This is a genomic window from Staphylococcus canis, assembly GCF_016238445.1.
Classification (GTDB): Bacteria; Bacillota; Bacilli; order Staphylococcales; family Staphylococcaceae; genus Staphylococcus; species Staphylococcus canis.
The window spans coordinates 43,920-69,731 of record NZ_JABANU010000005.1 but is presented as its reverse complement, the minus strand read 5'-3'; the positions used below and the strand labels follow the sequence as shown (position 1 = coordinate 69,731).

Here is a 25,812-nt window from a genome sequence, read left to right as displayed (position 1 = left end):
TTACACTCCTTCTTGAGTACGTCCCTTTAACTCTGTAATATGCGATACGCCAAGTTGATCTAATCGTTCAGGTAATTGGTCGATAATCTCTTTACAAACAAGTGGATTCTGGAAGTTTGCAGTACCGATTGCAATAGCATCTGCACCTACTGACACAAAATCAATAACATCTTGAACATTTTGGATTCCACCCATTGCAATAATCGGAAAATCTGGTAATGCTTTACGCACTTCATAAACCATACGTAATGCAACTGGTTTTATTGCAGGTCCACTTAAGCCACCTGCGCCGTTATGAATGATGGGCTTTCCTGTTTTTGAATCAATGCGCATACCGACAAGTGTATTAATCATTGTAATACCATCTGCATGCTCACTGATTGCGTTTGCCATTTCAACGATATTTGTTACATTTGGTGATAACTTAACATAAACCGGTACAGATGAAACTGCTTTAACTTTTCGTGTCAATTCTGAAGCGACCTTAGGATCTACGCCAAACTGCATCCCACCTACTCTAACATTCGGACATGACACATTGAGCTCAAGTGCTTTCACATTTGGTGATTTAGAAATGTGCTCAGCCACATAAACATAATCATCTTCAGTTGAACCAGCTACATTTGCGATAATCGGTACGTCATAGTTTTCTAATGCTTTTAATTCATGTTCAATAATGTGATGCACACCCGGATTTTGTAAACCTATTGCATTTAACATACCACTATCAGTTTCGGCTACACGTGGCGTCTCATTACCAAAACGCGGTTCTTTTGTTGCAGCTTTGACCATAATCGCACCAAGCTCTGATAAATCATAAAATTGACTATACTCAGCACCAAATGCAAAACAACCACTTGCAGGCATCACAGGATTCTTTAGAGATAACCCCGGTAATTCAATATTTAATCGACTCATAAGACAACTGCTCCTTTTTCAAAGACTGGTCCATCTGTACACACTTTAACGTAATCTGTATCGCTATCAGGTACGTGACATACACATGCAAAACATGCACCTACACCACAACCCATACGTTCTTCCAAAGAAATATATCCTGGAACATCTTTAAGTGTATAAGATTGTGTTAGCGCTTTTAACATTGGTTTTGGTCCACAAGTGTAATAAATGTCATAATCAACAGGTAATCGATCAATGACATCCGTGACAAAACCTTTTTCACCTAATGTGCCATCTTCGGTTACAATATATGTTTCTCCTAATGCTTCAAATTGAGATTGATAAAATACGTCTTTTTTCGAACGGAATCCAAGTACATGTACGACTTCAATTCCACGTGCTTTTAATTGTTTTGATAGTTCATAAAGCGGTGGAACACCGATACCACCACCTACCAATAATGCTTTTTTCTGAGCTTTTTCAACGGGAAATCCATTACCAAGTGGCGCAATAATATCTATGTCATCCCCTTTAGAAAGCTTAGCAATCTTTTCAGTTCCTGCTCCTTCAGCACGGAAAAGCATCGTAAAGCTTTGTTCAGATGGGTTGATTTCACATATTGAAATAGGACGTCTCAACATGTGTAAAGAATCTTCTCCTACTCTAATATGCACGAACTGACCCGGTTGCTTTAATTGATTAACAACCGGTCCAGCCACTTTCAATTCGTAAATACGATCTGCAATATTTTCATTTGAAATGACCGTTAATTTTTCCACCGCTTTATACCTCCTACATATTTCGCATTGAGAATGTCATACTTTCAATCACATTTGTTAATGCATTAGCCGTATCTAAGGATGTCAAACATGGAACACCATTTTCTACAGATGTTCTTCTGATTTGGAACCCGTCTCTTTCAATTGTTTTTCCTTTTGTCATCGTATTGATAACAATTTGAACATCGCCATTTTGAATTTTTGTGATTAAATCATCTTGTCCACCTATTTTGCCTACTGTTTCAACTTTAATACCATTATCTGATAATTTTTGTGCTGTCCCTGATGTTGCAATAATTTTATAACCAAAGCCATTTAATCGTTTTGCAATTTTGACCATTTCATCTTTATCTTTATCACTCACTGTAATCAATGCTGTTCCGTAATCTTTAACTGTCATACCCGCAGCTGTTAATCCTTTGAATAGCGCTTTTTCAAGTGTAAGATCTCGACCCATTACCTCACCAGTTGATTTCATTTCAGGTCCAAGTGTAATATCAACATTTTTTAATTTATTAAAGCTGAATACTGGCGCCTTTACAAATACCCCTTCTTGATAAGGCTGGATACCTTGTTGATAACCTAAATCAGCGAGTTTTTCACCCATAATAGCACGCATCGCTAATTGTGCCATTTGAATTTCTGTAATTTTACTTAAAAATGGAACTGTACGACTAGATCTTGGGTTAACCTCTAATACATATACTCCATCATGTGCGATAACAAATTGGATGTTGATTAATCCGACGATATTTAAACCTTTAGCAAGTTTTATCGTAAAGGATTCTAATGTTTGAATTTCTTCCTCTGTTAATGTTTGAGGTGGATAAACTGCAATAGAGTCTCCAGAGTGTACGCCCGCTCGTTCGATATGTTCCATAATACCAGGAATAATGACTGTTTCACCATCACTAATAGCATCCACTTCAATTTCTTTACCTGTTAAATAACGGTCTACAAGGACTGGATGTTCTGGGCTCGCTTTCACTGCTTCATTCATATAATTTTCAAGTTCTTGATCATTATATACAATTTCCATAGCGCGACCACCAAGTACATATGATGGTCTCACAACAACCGGATATCCAATATCTCTTGCATTTTCTAAAGCTTCTTTAGCAGAAGTTGCAGTTTTACCTTTTGGTTGTGGCACATTAATTTGCGTTAATAATGCTTCAAACTCTTTTCTATCTTCTGCACGATTTAAGTCTTCTAAAGAAGTTCCAAGTATTTTAACACCATATTTCGTTAATTTATCAGCTAAATTAATCGCAGTTTGTCCTCCGAATTGAACGACTACGCCTTTAGGTTTTTCTAGATTGATGATATTCATAACATCTTCTTCTGTTAAAGGTTCGAAGTAAAGTTTATCCGAAATTGAAAAGTCCGTAGACACTGTTTCAGGGTTATTATTGACAATAATTGCCTCATAACCTGCTTTTTGAATGGCCCAAACTGCATGCACTGTGGCATAGTCAAATTCTACACCTTGTCCAATTCGAACTGGACCTGATCCTAATACAATAATTTTCTCTTTTTCTGATACAAGAGATTCATTCTCTTCTTCATACGTACCATAATAATATGGTGTTGCTGATTCAAACTCTGCCGCACATGTATCGACCATTTTATAAACTGGATTGATTTGATGTTTTTGACGCAATTCATATACATCAGCTTCCTTCATTTCAAAGCGATGTGCAATTGTACGGTCACTAAAGCCATATCGTTTCGCAAACCTTAAATAGTCGATATCCCCTTTGTGTTCTTTTAAGACATGCTCCATATCAATGATGTTTTTAAATTTATTCAGGAAGAAGTAATCAATTTTTGTCATATCATGAATTTCTTCTAGTGTTACTCCACGGCGAATCGCTTCACCAATAAAGAATAGTCTCTCGTCATCTTGAGCATTAATACGTTCTTTAATATAATCCAAATCAAATGATTCACCATTTGGCAATCCTAAATGATGAACACCATATTCTAACGAACGAATTGCTTTTAATAATGATTCTTCATAAGTACGACCGATAGACATTACTTCTCCAGTTGCTTTCATTTGCGTACCAAGTTCTCTTTCGCCTTTTTCAAATTTATCAAATGGGAAACGTGGAATTTTTGAAACGATATAATCAAGTGTCGGTTCAAATGCTGCGTAAGATGTGCCTGTTACAGGGTTCTTCATTTCATCCAATGTTAATCCTACAGCAATTTTAGCGGCAAGTTTCGCAATAGGATAGCCTGTTGCTTTTGATGCTAATGCTGATGAACGCGATACACGTGGGTTAACCTCAATAATATAGTACTGCATTGAGTGTGGATCTAATGCAAGTTGAACGTTACATCCGCCTTCAATTTTTAAAGCACGAATAACTTTTAACGAAACATCACGTAACATTTGATATTCAACGTCTGATAATGTTTGACTTGGTGCAACTACCACTGAGTCACCTGTATGGATACCAACAGGATCAATATTTTCCATGTTACAAACGACAATCGCGTTATCATTTTTGTCTCGCATCACTTCATATTCAATTTCTTTGTATCCTGCGATAGATTTTTCAATTAAACATTGTGTTGCTGGGCTGTATTTTAAACCATTTGATACGACTTCTTTAAGCTCTTCATCATTATGACAAATTCCGCCACCAGTTCCACCCATTGTGAATGCTGGACGCACAATTAATGGATAACCCACTTGCTCTTTAAATTCAAATGCTTGTTCTAAAGTGTTGACAATATCACTTTCAGGCACTGGTACGTTTAAATCGTTCATTAGTGTGCGGAACAATTCACGGTCTTCAGCTTGGTTGATAGATGCGAGTTCTGTACCTAATAATTTCACATGGTTAGATTCTAGTACACCACTTTCATGTAATTCTATTGCCATGTTTAAACCTGTTTGACCACCTAATGTTGGAAGTAATGCATCGGGCTGTTCTTTACGGATAATACGTGCAATAAAATCATGAGTTAATGGTTCGATATAAACTTTATCTGCAATTTCTTTATCAGTCATGATTGTAGCTGGGTTTGAATTGACTAGAATGACGCGGTACCCTTCTTCTTTTAAAGCAAGACATGCTTGCGTACCCGCATAGTCAAATTCAGCTGCTTGACCGATAATAATCGGACCAGAACCAATTACAAGTATTGTCTCGATATCATTTCTTTTAGGCATGAGTAACGCGCTCCTTTTGTTTATTTTCGTTCATCATTTCAATAAATTGATCGAATAGATAGTTAGAATCAGTTGGGCCTGGACATGCTTCTGGATGATATTGTACTGAGAAAGCTGGGAGATGCTTATGTTTTAATCCTTCCACAGTACCGTCATTCAGTGCGACATGTGTAATTTCTAAATCCGTATGTTGAATTGAGTCTGCATCAATTGAATAACCGTGATTTTGACTCGTTAAAGCAATTTTACCTGTAGCTAAATCTTTTACAGGATGATTTGCCCCGCGGTGACCAAATTTCATTTTGAATGATTTTGCGCCTTGTGATAAAGCAAACAGTTGATGACCTAAACAAATACCAAAGAATGGGACACGTCCAAGAATGCCTTTAATCATTTCAACCGCTACTTGAACATCATCAGGATTACCAGGACCATTTGATAGCATCACACCATCAGGATTTCGTTTAAGAATTTCCTCAGCTGATGTATCGTAAGGTACAACTGTAACCTCACATCCACGTGCATTAAGCTCTCTTACAATGTTTTGCTTCTTACCAAAGTCAACTAGTACTACTTTTAAATCAAATCCTGTTGAAACATATGGTGATTTTGTTGAAACAGTAGGTACTTCAGTTCTAGGAAATGTCGTGTTTTTAAGCGTTTCAATCGTTGAATCTACCTCAGATGCATCATCAACAAATGCTGCTTTTAATACACCATGTTGACGGATTTTTTTAGTAATACTTCTTGTATCCACACCACTGATGCCAGGAATATTATATTCTTTTAACATTTCATCAAATGACATTTCTGAACGGAAATTACTTGGAAACTGACAAGCTTCTTTGACAACCACACCGCTTAAAGTAGGTACTAATGATTCAAAATCATCTCGATTAATCCCGTAATTTCCTATTAAAGGATACGTAAATGTCACGATTTGTCCTGTAAATGATGGATCTGAAATTGTTTCTTGATATCCTGTCATTCCAGTTGTAAATACAATTTCTCCTTGAGTGAGTTCATCTGAACCTAATTTGAATCCTACATATTGACTCCCGTCTTCAAACACAAGATAACGTTTCTCAAACATTATTTTTCCTCCTCAAAACGAATATCGCCTTCAACCATTGTTAATACAGGTTGTCCATATACTTTTTCACCAATAAACGGTGTGTTTGTACCTTTTGATAAGAAATCTTCTGCTTTAATTTCAAATTCATCATCTAAGTTAATTAATGTTAAATCCGCCAACGCACCTTGTTCTAACTTACCATATGGTAAATCAAACGTTTGTGCGGGTTTCGTTGTCAAATAGTCTACTAATTGTTGTAATGACCATTCACCGTTTTTTACAAAATGTGTGTACAAGAGTGGAAATGCTGTTTCACTACCTACAATACCAAATGGTGCTCTCGTCATTGGTTGTTCTTTTTCATCTTTAGCATGTGGTGCGTGATCAGTTGCAATACAATCAATCGTGCCGTCTAATAATCCTTCAATTAGTGCTTCACGATCTGCTTTGCTTCTTAATGGTGGATTCATTTTATAAATCGCATTATCTCCGGGTACATCATCTTCTGTAAGTAATAAATGATGCGGTGTCACTTCTGCTGTCACTGGAATCCCTGCTTTTTTAGCATCTCGAATGACACGAACACTTTCTTTTGTTGAAACGTGACAAACGTGATAATGACATCCTGTTGCTTCACTTAAAAGCACATCACGTGCTATTTGAACAGACTCACAAATACTTGGAATACCAGGGATACCTAACTCTTGACTACGTTTCCCCTCGTGCATTGCACCGCCATAAATTAAACTATTATCTTCACAATGTGCAACAATCGCTTTATCTAATTTTTGAGCAGCTTGCATAGCTTCATACATCATTGAAGCTTGTTGAACACCTACACCGTCATCTGTAAAAGCAAACGCACCTTCTTTACTTAAAGCTTCAAAATCTACATGTTCTTGTCCAGCTTGACGAATTGTAATTGATGCATAAGGTAGTACACGAACATGTGCAGTCTCCTTAATACGTTCATTGAGCGCTTCCATATGTTCTACTGTATCCGGCACAGGTTTAGTATTTGGCATTGGACATACAGTTGTAAAACCACCGCGGGCTGCTGCTTTTGTGCCTGTTTCAATCGTTTCTTTATGTTCGCCGCCTGGTTCTCTTAGGTGCACATGGACATCGATAAATCCAGGTGCCAAGAAATGCCCTTTTGCATCAATAACTTTCATATCATTAGTCACTTCAATATTTTCAGCAATTTCTTTAATCGTTTTACCCTCGATAAGTACGTCAACCTTTTTCAATTGTCCAGCTTCTAACATTTTCGTATTTTGAATTAACTTCATTTTATTCCGCTCCTTTTCCGATTGTTTCAGTCAATACTGCCATTCTTAAATACACACCATTTTCCATTTGTTTAAAAATACGTGATTTTGGTGCTTCAACAAGGCTGTCTGCGATTTCTACACCTCTATTAACTGGTGCCGGATGCATCACAATAGCATGATCTTGTAGACGATTGTATCGTGCTTCTGTTAAACCATAACGTTGATGATACTCCTCTTTTTCAAAACCTTGATGTCCTGCACTGTGGCGTTCATGTTGTACTCTTAATAACATTACAATGTCTACTTTATCAATCACATCATCTAAATTTTGATATGTACCATCCATAGTTTCGTCTTGCCAAATTTCAGGTGCTACAAATGAAACATGTGCACCTAATGCTGTTAAGCTATGGTAATTACTACGTGCTACACGCGAATTTTTAATATCACCACAAATCACGATATTTAAATCTTTAAAACGACCAAATTCTTCGTAAATTGTCATTAAGTCCAATAGACTTTGTGTAGGATGCTGTCCACTCCCATCCCCAGCATTAATAATTGGAATGCCAATATCTAACAGATCTTCGTAATAATTCGTTTCATTGTGTCGAATGACTAATGCATCACACCCTATCGTTTGAAGTGTTCGACATGTGTCATACAGTGATTCACCTTTTTGAACGGATGATGTTGATGTTTCAAATGAGATTTGCTTCATGTCTAAACGGTGCTGTGCCATTTCAAAACTACATTTTGTCCGTGTAGAATTCTCAAAAAACAGATTAGAAATATATTTTCCTTTTAAACTTGGAGTCTCTTCATTATTTTTATATTTTGAAGCTGTTTCAATTAGATGTTCAATTTCATTGACTGATAAGTCTTCCATTGAGACTAGGTTTTGCATGACAGATATTCCTCCTATTGATTTAACGTTTTGGTAAAACTAGATTTAAAATGATACCAGCTGTTGCCGAAAGTGCCATACCTTCAATTGTAAGTTGAATACCTAGATTACTTAAATTAAGCATCATATTTCCGATACCAATGACGAGGATCACAGAGGCGATGACAAGGTTACGATTATTTGCGAAATTCACTTGACTTTCAACAATCATTCGTAAACCACTCGCTGCAATTGTTCCAAATAATAAGATTGAAACACCACCCATTACTGGAGTTGGAATAGATGCAATTAAAGCTGTAAACTTCCCAACAAATCCTAGAATGATAGCGATTAACGCCGCACCGCCTATGACATAAATACTGTATATTTTCGTAATCGCTAGTACACCAATGTTTTCACCATAAGTTGTACTAGGTGGCCCACCGATAATACTTGAAAACATTGTTGAAACACCATCACCAATAATTGAACGATGAAGGCCTGGATTTTCGAAAAAGTTACGGCCGACAATTTTGTTAATGACCATTTGGTGTCCAATATGTTCACTTACTGTTACAAATACAATAGGAAGCATGACAGCTATCAACCCGATATGTATGGATGGGTGATAATTTACGAAAGGAATATAAATATCTGGAAATTGTAACCAACGCGCCTCTTGTACAGGTTTAAAGTTAACAATTCCAAAAAGAACAGCTGCAATATATCCTACGATGATTCCTATTAAAACTGGGATTAGTGAAAAGAACCCCTTTCCAAACCCTTGTACTAATAACGTAACAAACAAGGTAATCGCTGCAACCGCAACGTAAGTCAAGTTATAACCTTTCATTGCGCCCGAATCTTCAAACATAGCCATATTAACAGCAGTTGGTGCTAAACTTAATCCAATTACCATGATGACTGGTCCGACAACAACAGGTGGTAATAAATGCATAAGCCAATTTGTCCCACTTAACTTAATCGCAATACCAATGAGTACATACATCACACCACTCATGAATAATGCAACAAGCATGTCACCTAAACTATTAGTACTCAATCCAGTGATAATCGGTGTGATAAACGCAAAGCTCGATCCTAAATAGGCTGGTATTTTCCCTTTAGTTATTAGAATATATAATAAGGTTCCTACACCAGATGCAAGCAATGCTGATGACACTGGTAATCCCGTTAAAAACGGTACTAATACCGTCGCTCCAAACATTGCGAATAAGTGCTGTAGGCTTAAAAATGCCCACTGTCCTGCATTTGGTTTTTCATTAACATCTAATACGGGTTGTACTGTACGTTGAAACATCTTCTCATTTTCCATGGTTATTCGTCCTTTCTCTACAAAAAAGTCTCCTAACATTACGTTAAGAGACTGCACAGACACATACGTATATTTTGTAAAAGGATATAAATCTACCTTTACTCATACACGTATAAAGTGTCACCTTTGTCAGTCTCTCGTACTGATTTAAAAGGTCATATTATTTTATAACTACTGCATTTTTAGAATCTACTTCTTCGAGATACACTTCAACGGATTCTTTGTGAGATGTTGGTATATTCTTACCAACAAAATCAGCACGAATCGGTAGCTCACGATGGCCACGATCCACTAAAGTAGCAAGGCCAATTTTTTGCGGACGACTATGTAATAATATCGCATCCAGTGATGCTCTAACAGTGCGTCCAGTGTATAATACATCATCAACTAAAATAACAACTCGATTATTGATGTCAGTATTAATCTGAAATGTTTTAGACTGATCTTGAGTACGTGATTCATTATCATCTCTAAAATTGGTAATATCTAGCGTTCCAGTCGGAACTTCAGCTTCTTCGATTTGCTGAATTTTTTGTTGAATGCGTTTCGCTAAAAATTCACCGCGCGTCTTAATACCTAATAAAGCAAGATTTTGTGATCCTTTATTGTACTCTAGTATTTCGTGAGCAATTCTCGTTACAGTTCGATTAATTGCAGATTCATCTAAAACGACACGTTCAGCCAATATCGCCACTCCTCACATCAATCTTTAATATACAAAAAATAACTCATGCCTTTGAAAGACATGAGTTAAAGTTTAGCATTAACATAGTATTAGATATAGAGATACTATATTTATATATCGATAATCATGTCTTTTAAGCCTCACGGGACCTATAATTAAAGACTAAAGATTTATTTGTTTGTATCACTGATTTGTTTTGTTATTTTTAATATTAACGTTTTTTTCACTTGATGTCAAAGTAAAATTTATATTTTCAGGTTCTTGATTTTATTTAACTATAGTATGATGCTTTTATACGTTGAATGACATCTTGAAATGCTTTTGGTAGCGGTGCTGAACGCTCAATATATTCACCAGTTTTAGGATGATTAAAACCTATCACACCAGCATGCAACGCTTGTCCATCCATATCAATCGTTTTCTTCGGACCATACTTAGGATCGCCAACTAACGGATAACCAATATATTTCATATGAACACGAATTTGATGTGTACGTCCTGTTTCTAATTGACATTCTACTAATGTGTAGTGATCAAAACTTTCAATGACATTAAAATGTGTAATAGCTTCTTTACCTTCATCTACAACAGCCATTGATTGGCGGTCATTTTTATGACGTCCGATTGGTGCATCAATCGTTCCAAACTCATGAGGAATATGACCATGTACAAGTGCTGTGTATTTACGCGTAACCGTTTTAGCTGTTAATTGTTCTACTAAATTACGATGTGCTACGTCATTTTTAGCAACCATTAATAAACCGGAAGTATCTTTATCGATACGATGAACGATACCTGGACGAATTTCACCATTAATACCTGATAAATCTTTAATCTGGTACATTAATCCGTTTACTAACGTACCACTATAATGTCCAGGAGAAGGATGAACAACCATACCTTTTGGTTTATATACAATTGCAACATCCTCATCTTCATAATAAATATCTAAATTTAAATTTTCAGGTTTGATATCCGCTTCAACTGTTTCTTTTTCCGTCACGATAATTTCATCACGTAACTTAACTTTATAATTAGATTTGACAGGTTTGCCATTAACTTCTACAAGTCCATCTTTAATCCAATCTTGAATTTGACTACGAGACCATTCATGATTGAATTCAGGTAATACCTTATCAATACGTTGTAAATGATAGCTATCTTGTGTAATTTTAAAATCATATTGACTCATTTTCTCACCTCGTCTTTTGATTGAGTATCTCTTAGTAATACAATTATCAATAATATCACACCCACTGTTAAACTACTATCTGCAATATTAAAAATAGGAAAATCATATCCAAAGATAAAAGTATCAATAAAATCAATAACTTCTCCTCGTAGCAGACGATCAATAAAATTCCCTATCGCTCCTGCAAAGAGTAAACTTAACGACAATTGCATCATAAATTGATATTGCGCTTCTTTAATATAGAAATAAATCAGAGCAATTAATATCACAATGGTTACAATATAAAAGAAAGTCATTTTACCACTTAATATGCCCCAAGCCGCACCATTATTACGATGTGATGTGATAGATAAGAAATTTGGAATAATGATATAAGAATCTCCAATCGTCATTTTCGTCGCGATCATCCATTTAGTAAGCTGGTCAAACATAATAATCAAAGCAACACTTAGAATGGAGGGGCCGATATAATATTGACGTTTCATAAACTAGTTCCTCTCTTAATTTCTTTTTAAAATGATCAACAGCACTATTATAGCTCAACTTGCTGTATTTCAGAAACGATACATATACGCTATTTGATTGAATTATTGACTATTAATATCAATAATCTCACTATGTAATATAATATAGAAGCATTTTATCTTTTATATTTAAAAAGTAAAAACGAACTCGTAACATAATAAAAAATGTCACCAGTCCGATTTGTTGTAGTCTTTGAGATTTGACTCTCAAATGCTTTTAATCCAATTTGTCATTTCATCTTATCTTTATAATTATACACTAAAGACGCAATACCCATACTTACGATTAATAAAATCAATAAGTATATGGACATATCGTTAGATTTTAAATAAAACTTAAAAAGAAGAAAAGCTAGGAAAGCAACTATAAAATATACGGGAATAAATTTCTTTTTCCAAAACAATGAATTTTCCATTAAACCACCTCGTTCTCATTTAAAACTATGTTCTAATGTACTAGTTACTTCGTCATAACTCATCTCATTAATTGTGAAGCGATATAGTCAGTGCGTCATATCTATATAGTTTGTGCTTCACTTTAACTACTTAAATCGCACAGCTAGCACACCCATTTAAACTAAAATGCACGCTAATTTTTTATTTTATAAACACAACATTTTTAAACTTGTAACGTAATCCTAACACAACAAATAATATTTTTTAAGATTATCAACAAGTAATTCAAATGCTTTGTTAGGTACATTGACTCAATGTATTTATATCATGAATATGATGGAAATATAATTAGTTTACTGTATATTACATATGATCGAACATATTCTTTATCCTCTAATGATGTCTTTTCACATCATAAAAAAGGCGACACCAATATTCATATCTCTATGAATATTGCGTCACCTATTAGTTATATTCTATAAACTTAACTTAATGACTTCACAACTTCTTGACAGCGCGGACATAAATCTGTGAGTTCTCCTACTGAACCTAACGATTCACTATAATTCCAGCAACGAGCACATTTTTCACCATCTGCAAAAGTAATTTCGATATTTGCATGTTGATAATCCGTACCATTAGGCTGATCAACAAGCTCAACTTGAGAAACGATAAATAATTGATGTAAATCATTAAATGATTTTAAGAAAGATAATGTATCAAATGATGCACTATTTCCGATTTTCACTTTTGCTTCTAATGATTTACCAATCACTTTTTCATTACGTGCGACTTCTAATGCACGATTGACATCATCGCGTAATGCCATAAATGTCGACCATTTTTCAAGTAATTCCGTATCAACCTCTTCTTTTTCAGGTATATCAGAAAGATGAACACTTTCTTCTTCAACGTGATTAATATATGACCATACTTCATCAGCAGTATGCGGAATGATTGGTGCTAATAATTTTGTCATATTAACTAAAATACGATATAACACTGTTTGCATACTACGACGTTTATGTGCATCTTGTTTTTCAATGTATAGAATATCTTTACCATAGTCTAGGTAGAAGTTACTTAATTCTACATTGATAAAGTTTTGAACTTCTTGATAAATATCTAAGTAGTCATAATTGTCATAGTGTTCTAATGTACTATTTGTAAACTCACGTAAACGATTAAGTACATAACGATCTACTTCTAACAAGTCAGCTTCATCAATTTGATCTGTAGCTGGATTGTAATCATTGACATTTCCTAGCATAAAGCGCAACGTATTACGTATTTTACGATAAACATCAGCAACTTGTTTTAAGATATCATCTGAAATACGCACGTCAGCAAGATAATCTACAGAACTTACCCATAAGCGTGCAATATCTGCACCTTTTTGTTTAACAATCGTATCTGGCACAATCACGTTGCCTAGAGATTTACTCATTTTCTTACCTTCACCATCCATTACGAAACCATGGGATAGCAACATTTTGTATGGAGATACACCTCTCGTTGCCACTGCTGTCGTAATTGACGAGTTAAACCAACCACGATATTGGTCACTTCCCTCTAAGTAAAGGTCAGATGGGAAACTCAATTCTGGACGTGTTTCAAGCACACCACGGTGAGATGAACCAGAGTCAAACCATACATCCATAATGTCTTCTTCTTTAGTAAATTCTCCATTTGGACTACCAGGATGTGTGAAACCTTCTGGTAATAAATCTTTCGCTTCACGTTCAAACCATACATTAGAACCATGCTCTTCAAATAAATCTGCAATATGCATGATTGTTTCTCTAGTCATAACGATATCGCCATTTTCAGCGTAAAATACTGGAAGCGGTACGCCCCAAACACGTTGACGTGAAATAACCCATTCGCCACGGTCACGAATCATGTTATAAATACGTGTTTTTCCCCAGTCTACTTTGAAATGTGTTTTTGTAATCGCATCTAAAATATCTTGTCTTACTTTAGAAATTGATGCAAACCATTGAGGTGTAGCTCTAAAAATAACGGGTTTTTTCGTACGCCAATCATGCGGATAACTATGAGTAATAAAGTCTAGTTTTAAAAGCGCACCCTTCTCTTTTAATAAATCTGTAATCGGTTTATTCGCTTTATCATAAAACATACCTTCAAATTGACCCGCTTCTTCAGTAAATACCCCTTTCGCATTGACAGGACTGATGACATCAAGATCGTATTTTTGACCGACAATATAGTCATCTTCCCCGTGACCTGGTGCTGTATGAACACATCCTGTACCTGCATCTGTTGTAACATGTGTTCCGTTAATAACTAAAGAAATACGATCGATAAATGGATGTTGTGCTTCTACATATTCAAGTTCGTGACCTTTAAAGTCTTTTTCGCGAACTACAGCTTCTTTATCCCATTCTAATTGGTCAGCTACTGCATCCACTAGAGCCTCAGCAATGATATATTTTTTACCTTCCACATTCATTTGTACATAAGTTAAATCAGGGTGCACAGTAATTGCGACATTAGAAGGTAATGTCCATGGTGTTGTTGTCCAAATAATAAATTTGGCATCTTCATCTACAACACCTTTACCATCTTTTACATCAAACGCAACATATATTGATGCCGAACGTTTATCATGATATTCGATTTCTGCTTCTGCTAGTGAAGATTCACTTGATGGTGACCAATATACTGGTTTTTTACCTTTATATATTAAACCTTTTTCAGCCATTTCACCAAAGACTCTAATTTGAGCTGCTTCATACTCAGGTTTTAATGTAATATATGGATTTTCAAAATCACCATTAACACCTAAACGTTGGAAATCTCGCTTTTGATTTTCAATTTGTTCCATCGCAAAAGCTTTACATTTATCACGAAACGCTGCAACAGACATTTCTTTACGTTTAACACCTTTTTTTGTTAATGCTTGTTCGATAGGTAATCCATGTGTATCCCATCCAGGTACGTAAGGGGTATAAAAACCAGACATTGTTTTATAACGCACAATAAAGTCTTTTAATATTTTATTAAGTGCGTGCCCCATATGTAAGTTACCATTAGCATAAGGGGGACCATCATGTAAAATAAATGGGGTATTCCCTTCATTTTTAGCTAACATTTTTCGATATAAATCTTTATCACGCCATTCTTGTTGAATTTGTGGCTCTTTATTTGGCAATCCACCACGCATTGGAAATTTTGTTTTTGGCATGAGTAACGTTTCTTTGTAATCCATTTTTTAACACTCCTTTAACTGAAAAGAACTCTAAGCTCAGATAATAGGGACGGCGAACAACCGCGGTACCACCCTACTTAACTCAGCTTAGAGTTCTCTCATAAATTAATATATTAATGATGAGGCAGTGATACAAGAAAATGCATTCATTAGGCTCTCACTATCCCTAAATCGCTGTGTCCTGACTTTTATTTTTCTTGCGTGTCTGTCTCATTAATTTGTTTAGATTCATTAGCTTCCTGCTTTTCAGTAGCTGTAATATCTTTTTCATTAAGATGCTTGAAATTTTCCTCTGTAACTTGTTGTGCATCGAGATCGTAATTTAATAGGTAATCCCAATCGTCATTTTTCAATAAATCCAGTTGCGCTTCCACAAGCATACGAAAACGTGAACGGAAAATTTTAGATTGACGCTTCATATCTTCAGTTTGGAAAGATAAACGTCTCGCTTTTTCAATCCCATCGTTAAGAATTTGATCAGCTTCAGCTCTGGCTTTAGCAATAATCGCATCATGCTCTTTTTGAGCTGCTACTTTAGTTTCATCAGCTGCACGTTGAGCACTTACAATTGCTTCGCCTACTGATTTTTCAACTTCTTTAAAGTTTTGAATGTGTCCGTCTCTTTCTTCAAGCACTTTTTCAAGTTGTCTTTTATCTTCTCTTAATCGTTGCACTTCTTGACTTAACTGCTCTAAGTATTGCTCTACTTCTTTAGGTTCAAAACCATTTTTGATATACGTAAACGACTTATTTTTTATTTCACTGGGTGTAAATGCCATAAATACACTCCTCCATCATACACTATTTGAATAAAGTTTGATAGCTTATCTTTAATTTATCTTTTTTTGTTCGCTCACCAATATGTGTAATTTTCGCTCTGCCATAACCTTGAATCGATAGCAAATCTCCTTCTTCCAGTTGAAAATCATACGCTTCGATAACAGTATGATTCACTTTAACCCGCTTTCGATTAATATATGTTTTAGCAATCTCTCTCGATTTACGAATCATTTCTTTAAGAACGACATCGAGTCTTAATGCACTCACTGTTGCATTAAAACTTTGCCACTGTTCTTCTGATTGTATCATATCTTCAATAGATAAAACATGGTGTTGTACAGTAGCACCTTTTATTTTAGTTAATTCCATTATAATATATGATTCTAACTGCTTTGTCAAAACAAATTGAATACGCTCACCAGCAATAATATCGCCAACTTGTTCACGATGAATTCCTAATGACATGAGCGTACCTAAAACATGTTGATGTTGGATTGTCACAAACTTTTTAGGATATTTAAGTTCAATTAATGATAATTCATAGTCTTCAGTTGTAGGCACGAAATATTCTGGTGCGATAATCGCGCGTTGTCTTTCAGCATTGGGTCCCCCGTAAAAATGTACAGTTAAGTCCGGGTATCGTCCAACAAGTGTTTTCAAAATATATTGTGCTCGTGGATCTAAGAAGTAGGTCAATATTGGGGCATATTGCTGTTCTGCCATTCTCAATTTATCTAAAAGTTGATCAATCAATTCTTGCTCTTCTTTTCGAAAATGTTGATATAACTCCAATATATCACCTCTTTTAAATCATCAAATTTTTATCGTATAAAAGATGAGACAGCTTAAAATTGTTGATTCTAGAAATTATTGCTAATTTCAAATCACATTCATTCTAAAACTCGTCTCACCTAGAACTTACTTATAAAATTAAGGATCTTTTAAACATTCACAGATAAAAGGTAATACTTTCAAATACGATTCCTAGACCAAATGCGGCACAATGAGTTGATAAATCGCGATAAGTCCACGTTGAAATAAGTTTAATACGATAAATGCAACAATTGGAGATAAATCAACCATCCCTAATGGCGGGATTATTTTACGAAATGGTTCTAAGAAAGGTTCGTATATTTTAGCCATAAATTGTCCAATTGCACTTCCTCTTGCTCCGGGAAGCCAAGACATAAAAATATAAATAATCATTCCAAATGTATATGCTTGCACTAAAAATAGAATGATATTAAAGATTGTAGAAATTAATTGTATGCTCACTTATGTCACCTTATTCATATTGGTTTTCCATTGTTTCGATATGTTCTGTAATACTACCGGCTACTTCAACATTATCAGGCGTACATAAAAATATGTCTGCACCCACACGTTGAATATCGCCACCAATCGCATACACCGTTCCGCTTAAGAAATCGATAATACGTTTAGCTGAAATTGGGTCAATACGTTGCAAATTGACCAAAGTTGCACGTCTATTTTTAAGTTCGTCTGCAATGTCTTGTGTATCTGAGAAGACACGTGGTTCAAATAAACACATTTTTGAACTGCCGTTCTGATACGTATTTTGATCTTGTGTCATACTAATCACATTCCCTTGATTATGATGCTCTGATGGTTGTGATGCCACTTGAAATCGACGTTCTTGTTGGGATTGCTTAGTACGTGTCGATTGTTTTTTTGGCACTGATTGGATTGCACGTGGTTGTGATTTAGGTTGTTGTGAAGCTGATGTATTACGTACTTCAGCTTCTTTTTCTTTACGCTCTTCTTCAAGACGTTCTTCTTCAATTAAATCTTCATCATCTTCTTCAATTGTAAAAAAACCATTAAATAAATCTTTAATAGCCATTAACTCACTCCTCTTTTCCAACTAAACGTGTACCAATTCTAATATATGTCGCACCTTCTTCTACCGCAATTGGATAATCATTACTCATTCCCATTGATAGTTCCGTGCAAGGTGCATAAGGTAAATTTAATGCTTGAACTTCATCACGCTTAGTTCGTAATTGTTTAAATATGGATTTAAGTTGTGTTTCATCTTCTGTAAGTGGTGCCATAGTCATCAGTCCTACTACTTCGATGTTTTGATAGTTTTCAAGTTCTTTTACAAATGGAATGAGTTCTTCGACTGATATCCCATGTTTTGAAGATTCACCAGATACATTTACTTGAACAAAACACTTAATTGTATGTGTTGCACGTTTGCTGATTTCTTTTGCTAGACTTTTTCTGTCTAATGCATGTAAATAATCAATGTCATTAATAACTTCTTTGACTTTTCGTGATTGTAAAGAACCTATGAAGTGCATTGTAACGTCATTAGGTAAAGCTTTTTTCTTTTCTAAAAAGCCTTCTAGTCGATTTTCACCAAAGTGACGAATACCTGCATCATATGCTTCTTTAGCTCGCTCTATTGTAACATATTTTGTGACAGCAATCACGTGAGGTAAGGTTGATGCATGTGTTTTATCGATGTGTGCCTCAATTTGTTCGTTGATGTCTTTTAGATTTTCTTTTACAGACATTTAAATACGCCTCCTAATTTATTTTTGCCCGATAAACGCTAACATACGACCTGTTTGTCCTTTTTCAATACGGTAAGAAAAGAATAAATCTAAATGTTCTGAAGTCGTATAATTTGTCATGGTAATATTTTGAGCAGGAACACCGTAATGTTCAAAGAGTAATTGATTGGCAACCTTTAAATCTATGCCATGACGATTCTCTTCTCTTTGTTCAATATATTGATTAGTATCAATTGGTAATTCTTGAAATTGTCGATAAATATCATTATTAATTTCGTATGAATTTGAGGTTGCAGGCCCAATAACAACTTTTAAATCTTTATAATCATATGGATACTTTAATAATAATTGATGTACGATTTGTTGCACTGTCCCACGCCATCCTGCATGCAAGAGTGCAATAAAATGATGTTTAACACTATAGACATAAATGGGTACACAGTCTGCGTAACACATTGTTAACAATGTATCTTTATCAAATGTATACATCCCATCGATCCCATAAAGTTCGTTATCTGAAAGTGTATCTATATTTGTGCCTTGATCTTGAGTGGAAACTTCGATGACATTATGACCATGTGTTTGAATTGGAAACACCCAGTGTGATTTAGGGATTCCTATTTCATGAGCAAGTGTATCTTGATGTGCTGTAATATGATTGGGTTCATCTTTAATATAACGTGCCATATTAAATGCATTTTTCGGAAATGGACTAACACCATCATTTCGAGTTGTAATTCCAATTGTAATATCTTCTTTACGACTAGGTTCATAATACATATGATGTGCTGCTTTTCTAAATGTTTCCATAACAAAGACCTCCAATATTAGTCGCTATAAAATAAAAAAAGCTAGGACAATGAAGCGATGACTTTTGTCCTAGCGTATCATACGTAGGTCCAAGTAGACTACGTAAAATCAACAATCCAAATATTTATGAATTAACGACGTGTTCTTCTTGAACGACGCTCTTCTCTATTACGAATAAAGCTTGGGATATCATCATCAGCTGTACTGTGACTTCTACCACCTTCTACATCTCTATCGTGTGTTGGGAATGAAGTAGATCCAGTGTTCATTCCAGAATCTTTTGATGCTGGTTGTGATGCACTTGAACCAAACCCAGTGCTACTTTGTTTACGAGCTTGAGGTGAAGGTTTATCTTCAAAACCAGTTGCAATAACGGTTACAACAATCTCATCTTGTAACTCTGGATTGATAACTGTACCAAAAATCATGTTAACATCTTCATCAGCTGCATCTTGAACAATGTCTGCAGCTTCTTGTGCTTCAAATAATGATAATGATTCGCCACCAGTAATGTTCATTAAAACACCTTGCGCCCCAACAATAGATGTTTCAAGAAGAGGAGATGAAATTGCTTTTTTAGCTGCTTCAACTGCTCTATTTTCACCAGATGATACGCCAATACCCATTAATGCAGAACCTTGGTTAGACATAATTGTTTTTACGTCTGCAAAGTCTAAGTTCACTTCACCAGACACTGCAATTAAGTCTGAGATACCTTGTACACCTTGACGTAACACGTTATCTGCTTCTTTAAATGCTTCCATCATCGGTGTAGACTTATCAACAATATCTAATAAGCGGTCATTCGGAATTACGATTAAAGTATCTACTGCAGCTTTCATCGATTCTACACCCGCTGCTGCTTGAGTTTGACGCTTACGACCTTCAAAACCGAATGGACGCGTTACAACACCTACTGTTAAAGCACCCATTTCTTTCGCGATTTTGGCTACAACTGGTGCTGCTCCAGTACCAGTACCGCCACCCATACCTGCAGTTACAAATACCATATCTGCACCTTGAATAGCGTCTTCAATTTGCTCACGAGATTCTTCAGCCGCTTTTTTACCAATTTCTGGGTTCGCACCTGCACCTAATCCACGTGTTAATTTTTCCCCAATTTGAATTTTAGACTCAGCTTTTGAAAGGTTTAAAGCTTGTCCATCTGTATTTATCGCAATGAACTCAACATTATTCATGCCATGGTCGATCATGCGGTTAACAGCATTGTTACCGCCGCCACCGACACCGATAACTTTGAGTGTCGCTAAATGATTAAATCCTTGTTCAAATTCTAACATTTAATTTTCCTCCTAATCTTTGTAGCCAATCAATCAAACAGAGACTTCATTATCTTTTTGAATTTGCTTTCTTCTTGTTTTGGTTCTTGTACTTGTTCATGTTCATAATCTTCAAATTCATGATGATCATAATCTTCTTCTGAAGTATATGCATCTTCTTCTTCGATTTGCTTTTTAGGTTTTTTCTTGAAGAATGATTCAAAACCTCCTACTTTCTGATCATGACGTTTTGCATCATCTTCAATAACTTCTTCCTCTACATCATCGTAATCATGATTACTAATTGTAACATAATCTAATAACTCATCAAAAATAATACTGCTAGAAATAGTCGAAATTGCAGATGAGAATTCTGGTTTTCTCACACCCATTTGTGAAGGAGTATGAATTCTCACTTTTTCATTAACTAAGTCTTGTAAAAGTTCTTTAACACCTAATAAATTAGCTGATCCACCTGTTACGACAAAACCACCATTTACTTTTGTCAAATCTAATTCTTGTAATACATCAAAAACTTCAAAAAAGATATCTTCAACACGTGCTTCAATCGCGTCACTTAATTCTTTTTGAGTGAATTGTGCTGGTTCTTCTTGGTCTAATTGCTCAACTGTAAAGACATCTTGATCAGATGCTGAGTCGTAAAAAGCATGACCATATTGTTGTTTGATTTTTTCAGCAGATTCATATGTAGTGTTTAAAAATTGTGCAATATCCTCAGTAATATGACGTCCAGCCATTAATACTACATCGGCATCAACGAGTTCTCCACGTTCATAGAATGCAATCTGTGTTAAGTCTTCACCAATATCTATCACACATGCACCAAGTTCTCTTTCAGTAGGTGTTAATATTGAACGATAATTGTAAGAATCAGAATAGACATCAAGCACATCGACTCCTGCTGATTCTACACATTTAATCATATTAATTAAAATAGATTTGTGAATCGCGATAACACCCGCATCAACATGTAGAGAATGACGCGCAACTAATTCTTTAGGATCAGTAACTTCATTCTCATCATCTACTACAAAACGAAGTGGAAACGTATTCACAACTTCAGTATCTGAAACTGTATTCTTTTCACGGATACCTTCTAAAACATCTTCTATATGTGAACCATTAATTTCTGTATCTTGATGAAACTCTATTGTATTAGACTCATCAAAAACTTCTGTACCAACAATTGGTAGTTTTAAGAAAACCTCTTTAATATCCACACCAGAAGCGATAGATGCTTTCTTGATTGTATCCTTAATAGCTTGTTTAGCGACATCGAAATCATCAATTAAGCCATTTTTAATACCAGTTGTATAGGTTTGCCCTGTACCTATCACATTAATACCATTATGAAATTTTTCTCCAACGATAGCCTTTACGCTTGATGAGCCGATATCTATACTAACATAGTAATGCTCTTCCATAGATAGGCACCTCCGACATTATTTACATATCTACACTATTATAAGTTTACAATAACACACTATCAATGTGAACTATAAACACATTGATATTTTAACTTTTTTCGTGAAATTAGATTAATTCTTACTATTTCGATAGGAACGATATTCCGAATATTGACCACAACACTTATAAAATATTTATTATAAATTTAAAACGGTTACTATTTAGCATTGTTATGTGTAATGATTTTATTCATGTATCATTTTTCTTCTTCTTTAATCTTATTTAATGCTTTTTGTAACGCTTCTTTTGCTTCATTTGTTGAAACAGAACTTTTTTGTACATCTTTAGCACTAGCTGAGTTCATTTCATCATTTTTAACGTTTTCATATGGAATAAACGTCGCTCCCACAGATAAATCGATATATCCTGATTTTTTGAGTTCACCTGTTTCATCTCTTTCAAGTGCTTTAGACATACTAGGATAGTATTTTAACTTTTGATTGATAGAGTTTATATTGCCTAGAACTTCAATACCATCTTTCATAAACAATTGTATTAAATGACTTTCATTTTTTTGCGGCGCATATACAATTTCTGAAATTTGAGCACGTGTTTGATTATCCATTTTACTCAATGCTTTGACCATTTCCCTTTTAGTTGAACCTTTAAAACCTGATAAAAATGGTGCATCATTTGGAAGTGTCCCTCTAAATTGCGTTAATGCTTTACCAGTTTCTAAAATGGGTACGTCTTTATTTTTCTGAGCGCTTATTCCTACAATTTTGTATTCATCAATTTCGACTGTTATATGGTTAAATAAACCTTTCTTAACTTGAGCCGATTGAATTAGATCATGAGACTCCAATCTTTTTTCTGCCTTTCTGGATGAGTAGGCATAAGTTCGCGGCTGTTTTTCAATGTTTAACGCTTTTTTTATCTCACTTTCTGATACATTGTGATTCCCTTTTACTGTAACCGAAGTAATTTTACTTACAGGTGTAAACATATATAACAAAATAAATATAACTAATAGGATGAGTAGGGCAATCACATTTCTTTGAATACGACGTCGTTTACGCAATTGTTTTTTACGTTTTTCTTTAAGATATTCATTTTGTATTTGTGGAATCTCTTCACTCATGAACGACACATCCTTTAATGAGATGGTAAATGTTTACGGAAAGCATTTATAAACATTTCACCGCGTTGTTCAAAGGTATCATATTGGTCCCAACTTGCGCAGGCTGGCGATAAAAGTACAACGTCATTGGGTTCAATGACTTCTTGAACTTGATCGACTGCATCTACAACGTCTTTTGCGCGTATTACGTATTTACCTTGGCTCTCACCTAGTTTCACAAACTTTTCTTGAGTTTGTCCAAACGCCACGACCACTCGCACATGTTCCATATAAGGAATAAGTTCATCAAAACCATTTCCACGATCTAGACCACCACATAACCAAATAATAGGTTGTTGGAATGCGTTTAAAGCAAATTGTGTGGCTAGAACGTTTGTAGCCTTTGAATCGTTGTAATATTTATTTGTTTTATTATTACCAATGTATTGTAATCGATGTTCAATGCCTGAAAATGTTGTAAGTGATTGAATAATTGCACTAATAGACACGCCAGCTAAAATTGCTGCAAGTACTGATGCTAAAATATTTTCAAGATTATGTTGACCTGGAAGTACAATGTCGTCTAAATGTATAATCCGAACGTCATTATATACTATATAATTATTTTCAACATAAATACCCTCAACAGGATGTTCTGTCGAGAAATATAATACTTTAGACTTAATCTCAGACGTATCAATTAAGTGACGTTGATGATAGTTGAAAATAAGATAATCACTTTCAGTTTGGTTTTGATAAATTCTTTTTTTCGCATTTTGATAGTTTTCTAAAGTTTCATGGTAGTCGAGGTGTGCAGAATAAATATTAGTGATAATCGCAATATGTGGTCTAAATTGTTGTATTCCTAATAATTGAAAAGAAGATAGCTCTGTAACTAAATATTCATTCGCTTTGACCTCTGATGCTACTTTTGAAGCAACATAACCGATATTTCCTGCTAGGCGACCATTTTCTCGGCTTTTATCGAACATATCTCCTATTAAAGATGTCACTGTTGTCTTCCCATTTGTTCCAGTAATACCAATAATTGGCGCTTCTGATACGAGATAGCTTAATTCAACTTCTGTCAAAATAGTTAGATCTCTGTTTTGTGCTTCCTGAATAATCGGCACTGTATATGGGATACCTGGATTTTTAAAAATCACGGGACTTTCATCTAATAAAGCGAGTGGATGTGATCCACCAACAACTGTAATGCCCATAGCTTCTAAATCTTTAGCATGCGGATCATTTGAGAGGTCTTTGCCATCATTAACTGTGACCTCTGCACCTAGACGATGCAATAACTTTGCTGATTCATAACCACTTTTAGCTAAACCAATAACAAGTACTTTTCGGTCTTTCAAACCAGTATAATTAATCAATTAATTCACTCCAATCCATAATCCAATAAGTCCAGTAATCAGTCCCACTGTCCAAAATACTGTAACCACTTTCCATTCACTCCATCCGACTAACTCAAAATGATGATGGAGCGGACTCATTTTGAAAATACGTTTACCTGTTAATTTAAATGAAGTTACTTGAATCATGACTGATAATGTTTCTAATACAAAAACAAGTCCAACAAACAGTAATGATAGCTCTTGATTTAGCATGATTGAGATTGTTGCAAAAATACCACCTAATGCTAAACTTCCCGTATCTCCCATAAATACTTTTGCAGGATTTAAATTGTATGGTAAAAAGCCAGCTAAAGCAGCAATCATGATAATACAGAAAATACCAATAGCAGGTTGATCAAGCACAAAACTCATAATCGCGTACATTGTAAATCCGATAATGGATAAACCTGTCGCTAATCCATCAAGACCATCCGTTAAATTCACTGCATTTGAAAATCCAACTTGCCAGAAAATAATAAAAATTACGTAAGCAAATGACAATGGAATGCCAGCATCAGTGAATGGAATGTTGATATTCGTTGAGAAATCAAAAGCATTTAACCCTTTAGCTACAAAGAAGAAAATAACAGCTATTAAAATTTGCGCAAGTAACTTTTGTTTACTCGTTAAACCCTGATTATTCTTTTTAACAACAATAATATAGTCGTCGATAAATCCTATTAAGCCAAAACCAATTGTTACAAAGAGTAGCAATAACAATGGACTTGCTGGTTCAACAAATAAACTTGCTATAATCGTTGTAACAATTGCACCAATTAAGAATGTTAATCCTCCCATAGTTGGTGTGCCTGTCTTTTTCATATGACTTTTCGGACCTTCTTCACGAATACTCTGTCCAAATTTCATTTTCTTCAAAGTCGGTATTAAAATCGGAACTAAAATAACTGTGATTAAAAATGCGATAATTGCACTAAAGATACCCATAATTTACTCCTTTAAACTCTGTTTTATTTTTAGA

23 protein-coding genes are annotated in these 25,812 nt (G+C 35.0%); all 23 read right to left on the bottom strand.

Translation table 11 applies throughout. The annotated features are described in order from the left end of the window. On the bottom strand, positions 1-918 hold the full coding sequence (locus HHH54_RS02915) for a dihydroorotate dehydrogenase (protein WP_198617342.1): 918 nt from the start codon (positions 916-918) through the stop codon (positions 1-3). Continuing rightward, a complete protein-coding gene (locus HHH54_RS02910; protein ID WP_198617341.1) occupies positions 915-1,679 on the bottom strand; it encodes a dihydroorotate dehydrogenase electron transfer subunit in 765 nt (254 codons plus the stop codon). Before HHH54_RS02910 ends, HHH54_RS02915 begins: the two co-directional genes overlap by 4 nt. A 13-nt stretch (positions 1,680-1,692) precedes the next feature. After that, on the bottom strand, positions 1,693-4,866 hold the full coding sequence (gene carB / locus HHH54_RS02905; protein WP_198617340.1) for a carbamoyl-phosphate synthase large subunit: 3,174 nt from the start codon (positions 4,864-4,866) through the stop codon (positions 1,693-1,695). Then, the gene (locus tag HHH54_RS02900) at positions 4,859-5,959 is read right to left on the bottom strand and encodes a carbamoyl phosphate synthase small subunit (RefSeq protein WP_198617339.1); all 1,101 of its coding nucleotides are present in this window, start codon (positions 5,957-5,959) and stop codon (positions 4,859-4,861) included. The genes carB and HHH54_RS02900 overlap by 8 nt, the downstream gene beginning before the upstream one ends. Beyond that, positions 5,959-7,233: a dihydroorotase gene (gene pyrC / locus HHH54_RS02895; RefSeq protein WP_198617338.1), complete on the bottom strand. Its 1,275-nt coding sequence runs from the start codon at positions 7,231-7,233 to the stop codon at positions 5,959-5,961. Before pyrC ends, HHH54_RS02900 begins: the two co-directional genes overlap by 1 nt. Before the next feature lies 1 nt (position 7,234). Beyond that, positions 7,235-8,122: an aspartate carbamoyltransferase catalytic subunit gene (locus tag HHH54_RS02890; protein ID WP_198617337.1), complete on the bottom strand. Its 888-nt coding sequence runs from the start codon at positions 8,120-8,122 to the stop codon at positions 7,235-7,237. Positions 8,123-8,144: 22 nt separating this feature from the next. Next, complete coding sequence (locus HHH54_RS02885) at positions 8,145-9,437, bottom strand: uracil-xanthine permease family protein (protein WP_198617336.1); 1,293 nt, start codon at positions 9,435-9,437, stop codon at positions 8,145-8,147. A gap of 160 nt (positions 9,438-9,597) precedes the next feature. Further along, on the bottom strand, positions 9,598-10,122 hold the full coding sequence (gene pyrR, locus HHH54_RS02880; RefSeq protein ID WP_198617335.1) for a bifunctional pyr operon transcriptional regulator/uracil phosphoribosyltransferase PyrR: 525 nt from the start codon (positions 10,120-10,122) through the stop codon (positions 9,598-9,600). A gap of 271 nt (positions 10,123-10,393) precedes the next feature. After that, positions 10,394-11,314, bottom strand: a complete 921-nt coding sequence (locus HHH54_RS02875; protein WP_198617334.1) for an RluA family pseudouridine synthase — start codon at positions 11,312-11,314, stop codon at positions 10,394-10,396. Next, the gene (gene lspA / locus HHH54_RS02870; RefSeq protein ID WP_198617333.1) at positions 11,311-11,799 is read right to left on the bottom strand and encodes a signal peptidase II; all 489 of its coding nucleotides are present in this window, start codon (positions 11,797-11,799) and stop codon (positions 11,311-11,313) included. Before lspA ends, HHH54_RS02875 begins: the two co-directional genes overlap by 4 nt. 269 nt (positions 11,800-12,068) lie before the next feature. Next, the gene (locus HHH54_RS11285) at positions 12,069-12,254 is read right to left on the bottom strand and encodes a hypothetical protein (RefSeq protein WP_232796221.1); all 186 of its coding nucleotides are present in this window, start codon (positions 12,252-12,254) and stop codon (positions 12,069-12,071) included. Between the two features lie 464 nt (positions 12,255-12,718). Further along, the gene (gene ileS, locus HHH54_RS02865) at positions 12,719-15,466 is read right to left on the bottom strand and encodes an isoleucine--tRNA ligase (protein WP_198617332.1); all 2,748 of its coding nucleotides are present in this window, start codon (positions 15,464-15,466) and stop codon (positions 12,719-12,721) included. A gap of 188 nt (positions 15,467-15,654) precedes the next feature. Beyond that, complete coding sequence (locus HHH54_RS02860; protein WP_198617331.1) at positions 15,655-16,245, bottom strand: DivIVA domain-containing protein; 591 nt, start codon at positions 16,243-16,245, stop codon at positions 15,655-15,657. 22 nt (positions 16,246-16,267) lie between these two features. Further along, positions 16,268-17,038 carry a YlmH family RNA-binding protein gene (locus tag HHH54_RS02855; protein ID WP_232796220.1) on the bottom strand — a complete coding sequence of 257 codons (771 nt, stop codon included), beginning with the start codon at positions 17,036-17,038 and terminating at the stop codon, positions 16,268-16,270. Between the two features lie 192 nt (positions 17,039-17,230). Continuing rightward, positions 17,231-17,521, bottom strand: a complete 291-nt coding sequence (locus HHH54_RS02850; protein WP_198617330.1) for a YggT family protein — start codon at positions 17,519-17,521, stop codon at positions 17,231-17,233. 10 nt (positions 17,522-17,531) lie between these two features. Next, on the bottom strand, positions 17,532-18,110 hold the full coding sequence (locus HHH54_RS02845) for a cell division protein SepF (RefSeq protein ID WP_198617329.1): 579 nt from the start codon (positions 18,108-18,110) through the stop codon (positions 17,532-17,534). Between the two features lie 4 nt (positions 18,111-18,114). Then, positions 18,115-18,789 (bottom strand): YggS family pyridoxal phosphate-dependent enzyme, encoded by a 675-nt coding sequence (locus tag HHH54_RS02840; protein WP_198617328.1) that lies wholly within the window; start codon positions 18,787-18,789, stop codon positions 18,115-18,117. A gap of 18 nt (positions 18,790-18,807) precedes the next feature. Then, entirely contained in the window at positions 18,808-19,599 is a 792-nt protein-coding gene (locus tag HHH54_RS02835) for a purine nucleoside phosphorylase YfiH/LACC1 family protein (RefSeq protein ID WP_198617327.1), read from the bottom strand. A 131-nt stretch (positions 19,600-19,730) separates the two neighbouring features. Next, entirely contained in the window at positions 19,731-20,900 is a 1,170-nt protein-coding gene (ftsZ, locus tag HHH54_RS02830; protein ID WP_198617326.1) for a cell division protein FtsZ, read from the bottom strand. A gap of 29 nt (positions 20,901-20,929) precedes the next feature. Next, positions 20,930-22,324: a cell division protein FtsA gene (gene ftsA / locus HHH54_RS02825; protein ID WP_198617325.1), complete on the bottom strand. Its 1,395-nt coding sequence runs from the start codon at positions 22,322-22,324 to the stop codon at positions 20,930-20,932. Positions 22,325-22,563: 239 nt separating this feature from the next. After that, positions 22,564-23,448: a cell division protein FtsQ/DivIB gene (locus tag HHH54_RS02820; RefSeq protein WP_198617324.1), complete on the bottom strand. Its 885-nt coding sequence runs from the start codon at positions 23,446-23,448 to the stop codon at positions 22,564-22,566. A 14-nt stretch (positions 23,449-23,462) separates the two neighbouring features. After that, the gene (murD, locus tag HHH54_RS02815) at positions 23,463-24,812 is read right to left on the bottom strand and encodes a UDP-N-acetylmuramoyl-L-alanine--D-glutamate ligase (RefSeq protein WP_198617323.1); all 1,350 of its coding nucleotides are present in this window, start codon (positions 24,810-24,812) and stop codon (positions 23,463-23,465) included. Next, a complete protein-coding gene (gene mraY, locus HHH54_RS02810; RefSeq protein WP_198617322.1) occupies positions 24,813-25,778 on the bottom strand; it encodes a phospho-N-acetylmuramoyl-pentapeptide-transferase in 966 nt (321 codons plus the stop codon). Positions 25,779-25,812: the final 34 nt, after the last annotated feature.

Bases quoted from the DNA above. Each gene is read 5' to 3' on its own strand.
- HHH54_RS02835 (WP_198617327.1), bottom strand. From the start codon at position 19,599: ATGGAAACATTTAGAAAAGCAGCACATCATATGTATTATGAACCTAGT.
- ftsA (WP_198617325.1), bottom strand. From the start codon at position 22,324: ATGGAAGAGCATTACTATGTTAGTATAGATATCGGCTCATCAAGCGTA.
- HHH54_RS02915 (WP_198617342.1), bottom strand. From the start codon at position 918: ATGAGTCGATTAAATATTGAATTACCGGGGTTATCTCTAAAGAATCCT.
- carB (WP_198617340.1), bottom strand. From the start codon at position 4,866: ATGCCTAAAAGAAATGATATCGAGACAATACTTGTAATTGGTTCTGGT.
- HHH54_RS11285 (WP_232796221.1), bottom strand. From the start codon at position 12,254: ATGGAAAATTCATTGTTTTGGAAAAAGAAATTTATTCCCGTATATTTT.
- ileS (WP_198617332.1), bottom strand. From the start codon at position 15,466: ATGGATTACAAAGAAACGTTACTCATGCCAAAAACAAAATTTCCAATG.
- HHH54_RS02845 (WP_198617329.1), bottom strand. From the start codon at position 18,110: ATGGCTATTAAAGATTTATTTAATGGTTTTTTTACAATTGAAGAAGAT.
- HHH54_RS02860 (WP_198617331.1), bottom strand. From the start codon at position 16,245: ATGGCATTTACACCCAGTGAAATAAAAAATAAGTCGTTTACGTATATC.
- mraY (WP_198617322.1), bottom strand. From the start codon at position 25,778: ATGGGTATCTTTAGTGCAATTATCGCATTTTTAATCACAGTTATTTTA.
- HHH54_RS02885 (WP_198617336.1), bottom strand. From the start codon at position 9,437: ATGGAAAATGAGAAGATGTTTCAACGTACAGTACAACCCGTATTAGAT.
- lspA (WP_198617333.1), bottom strand. From the start codon at position 11,799: ATGAAACGTCAATATTATATCGGCCCCTCCATTCTAAGTGTTGCTTTG.
- pyrC (WP_198617338.1), bottom strand. From the start codon at position 7,233: ATGAAGTTAATTCAAAATACGAAAATGTTAGAAGCTGGACAATTGAAA.
- HHH54_RS02820 (WP_198617324.1), bottom strand. From the start codon at position 23,448: ATGAGTGAAGAGATTCCACAAATACAAAATGAATATCTTAAAGAAAAA.
- HHH54_RS02890 (WP_198617337.1), bottom strand. From the start codon at position 8,122: ATGCAAAACCTAGTCTCAATGGAAGACTTATCAGTCAATGAAATTGAA.
- HHH54_RS02875 (WP_198617334.1), bottom strand. From the start codon at position 11,314: ATGAGTCAATATGATTTTAAAATTACACAAGATAGCTATCATTTACAA.
- HHH54_RS02840 (WP_198617328.1), bottom strand. From the start codon at position 18,789: ATGTCTGTAAAAGAAAATCTAAAAGACATCAACGAACAAATTGAGGCA.
- ftsZ (WP_198617326.1), bottom strand. From the start codon at position 20,900: ATGTTAGAATTTGAACAAGGATTTAATCATTTAGCGACACTCAAAGTT.
- HHH54_RS02900 (WP_198617339.1), bottom strand. From the start codon at position 5,959: ATGTTTGAGAAACGTTATCTTGTGTTTGAAGACGGGAGTCAATATGTA.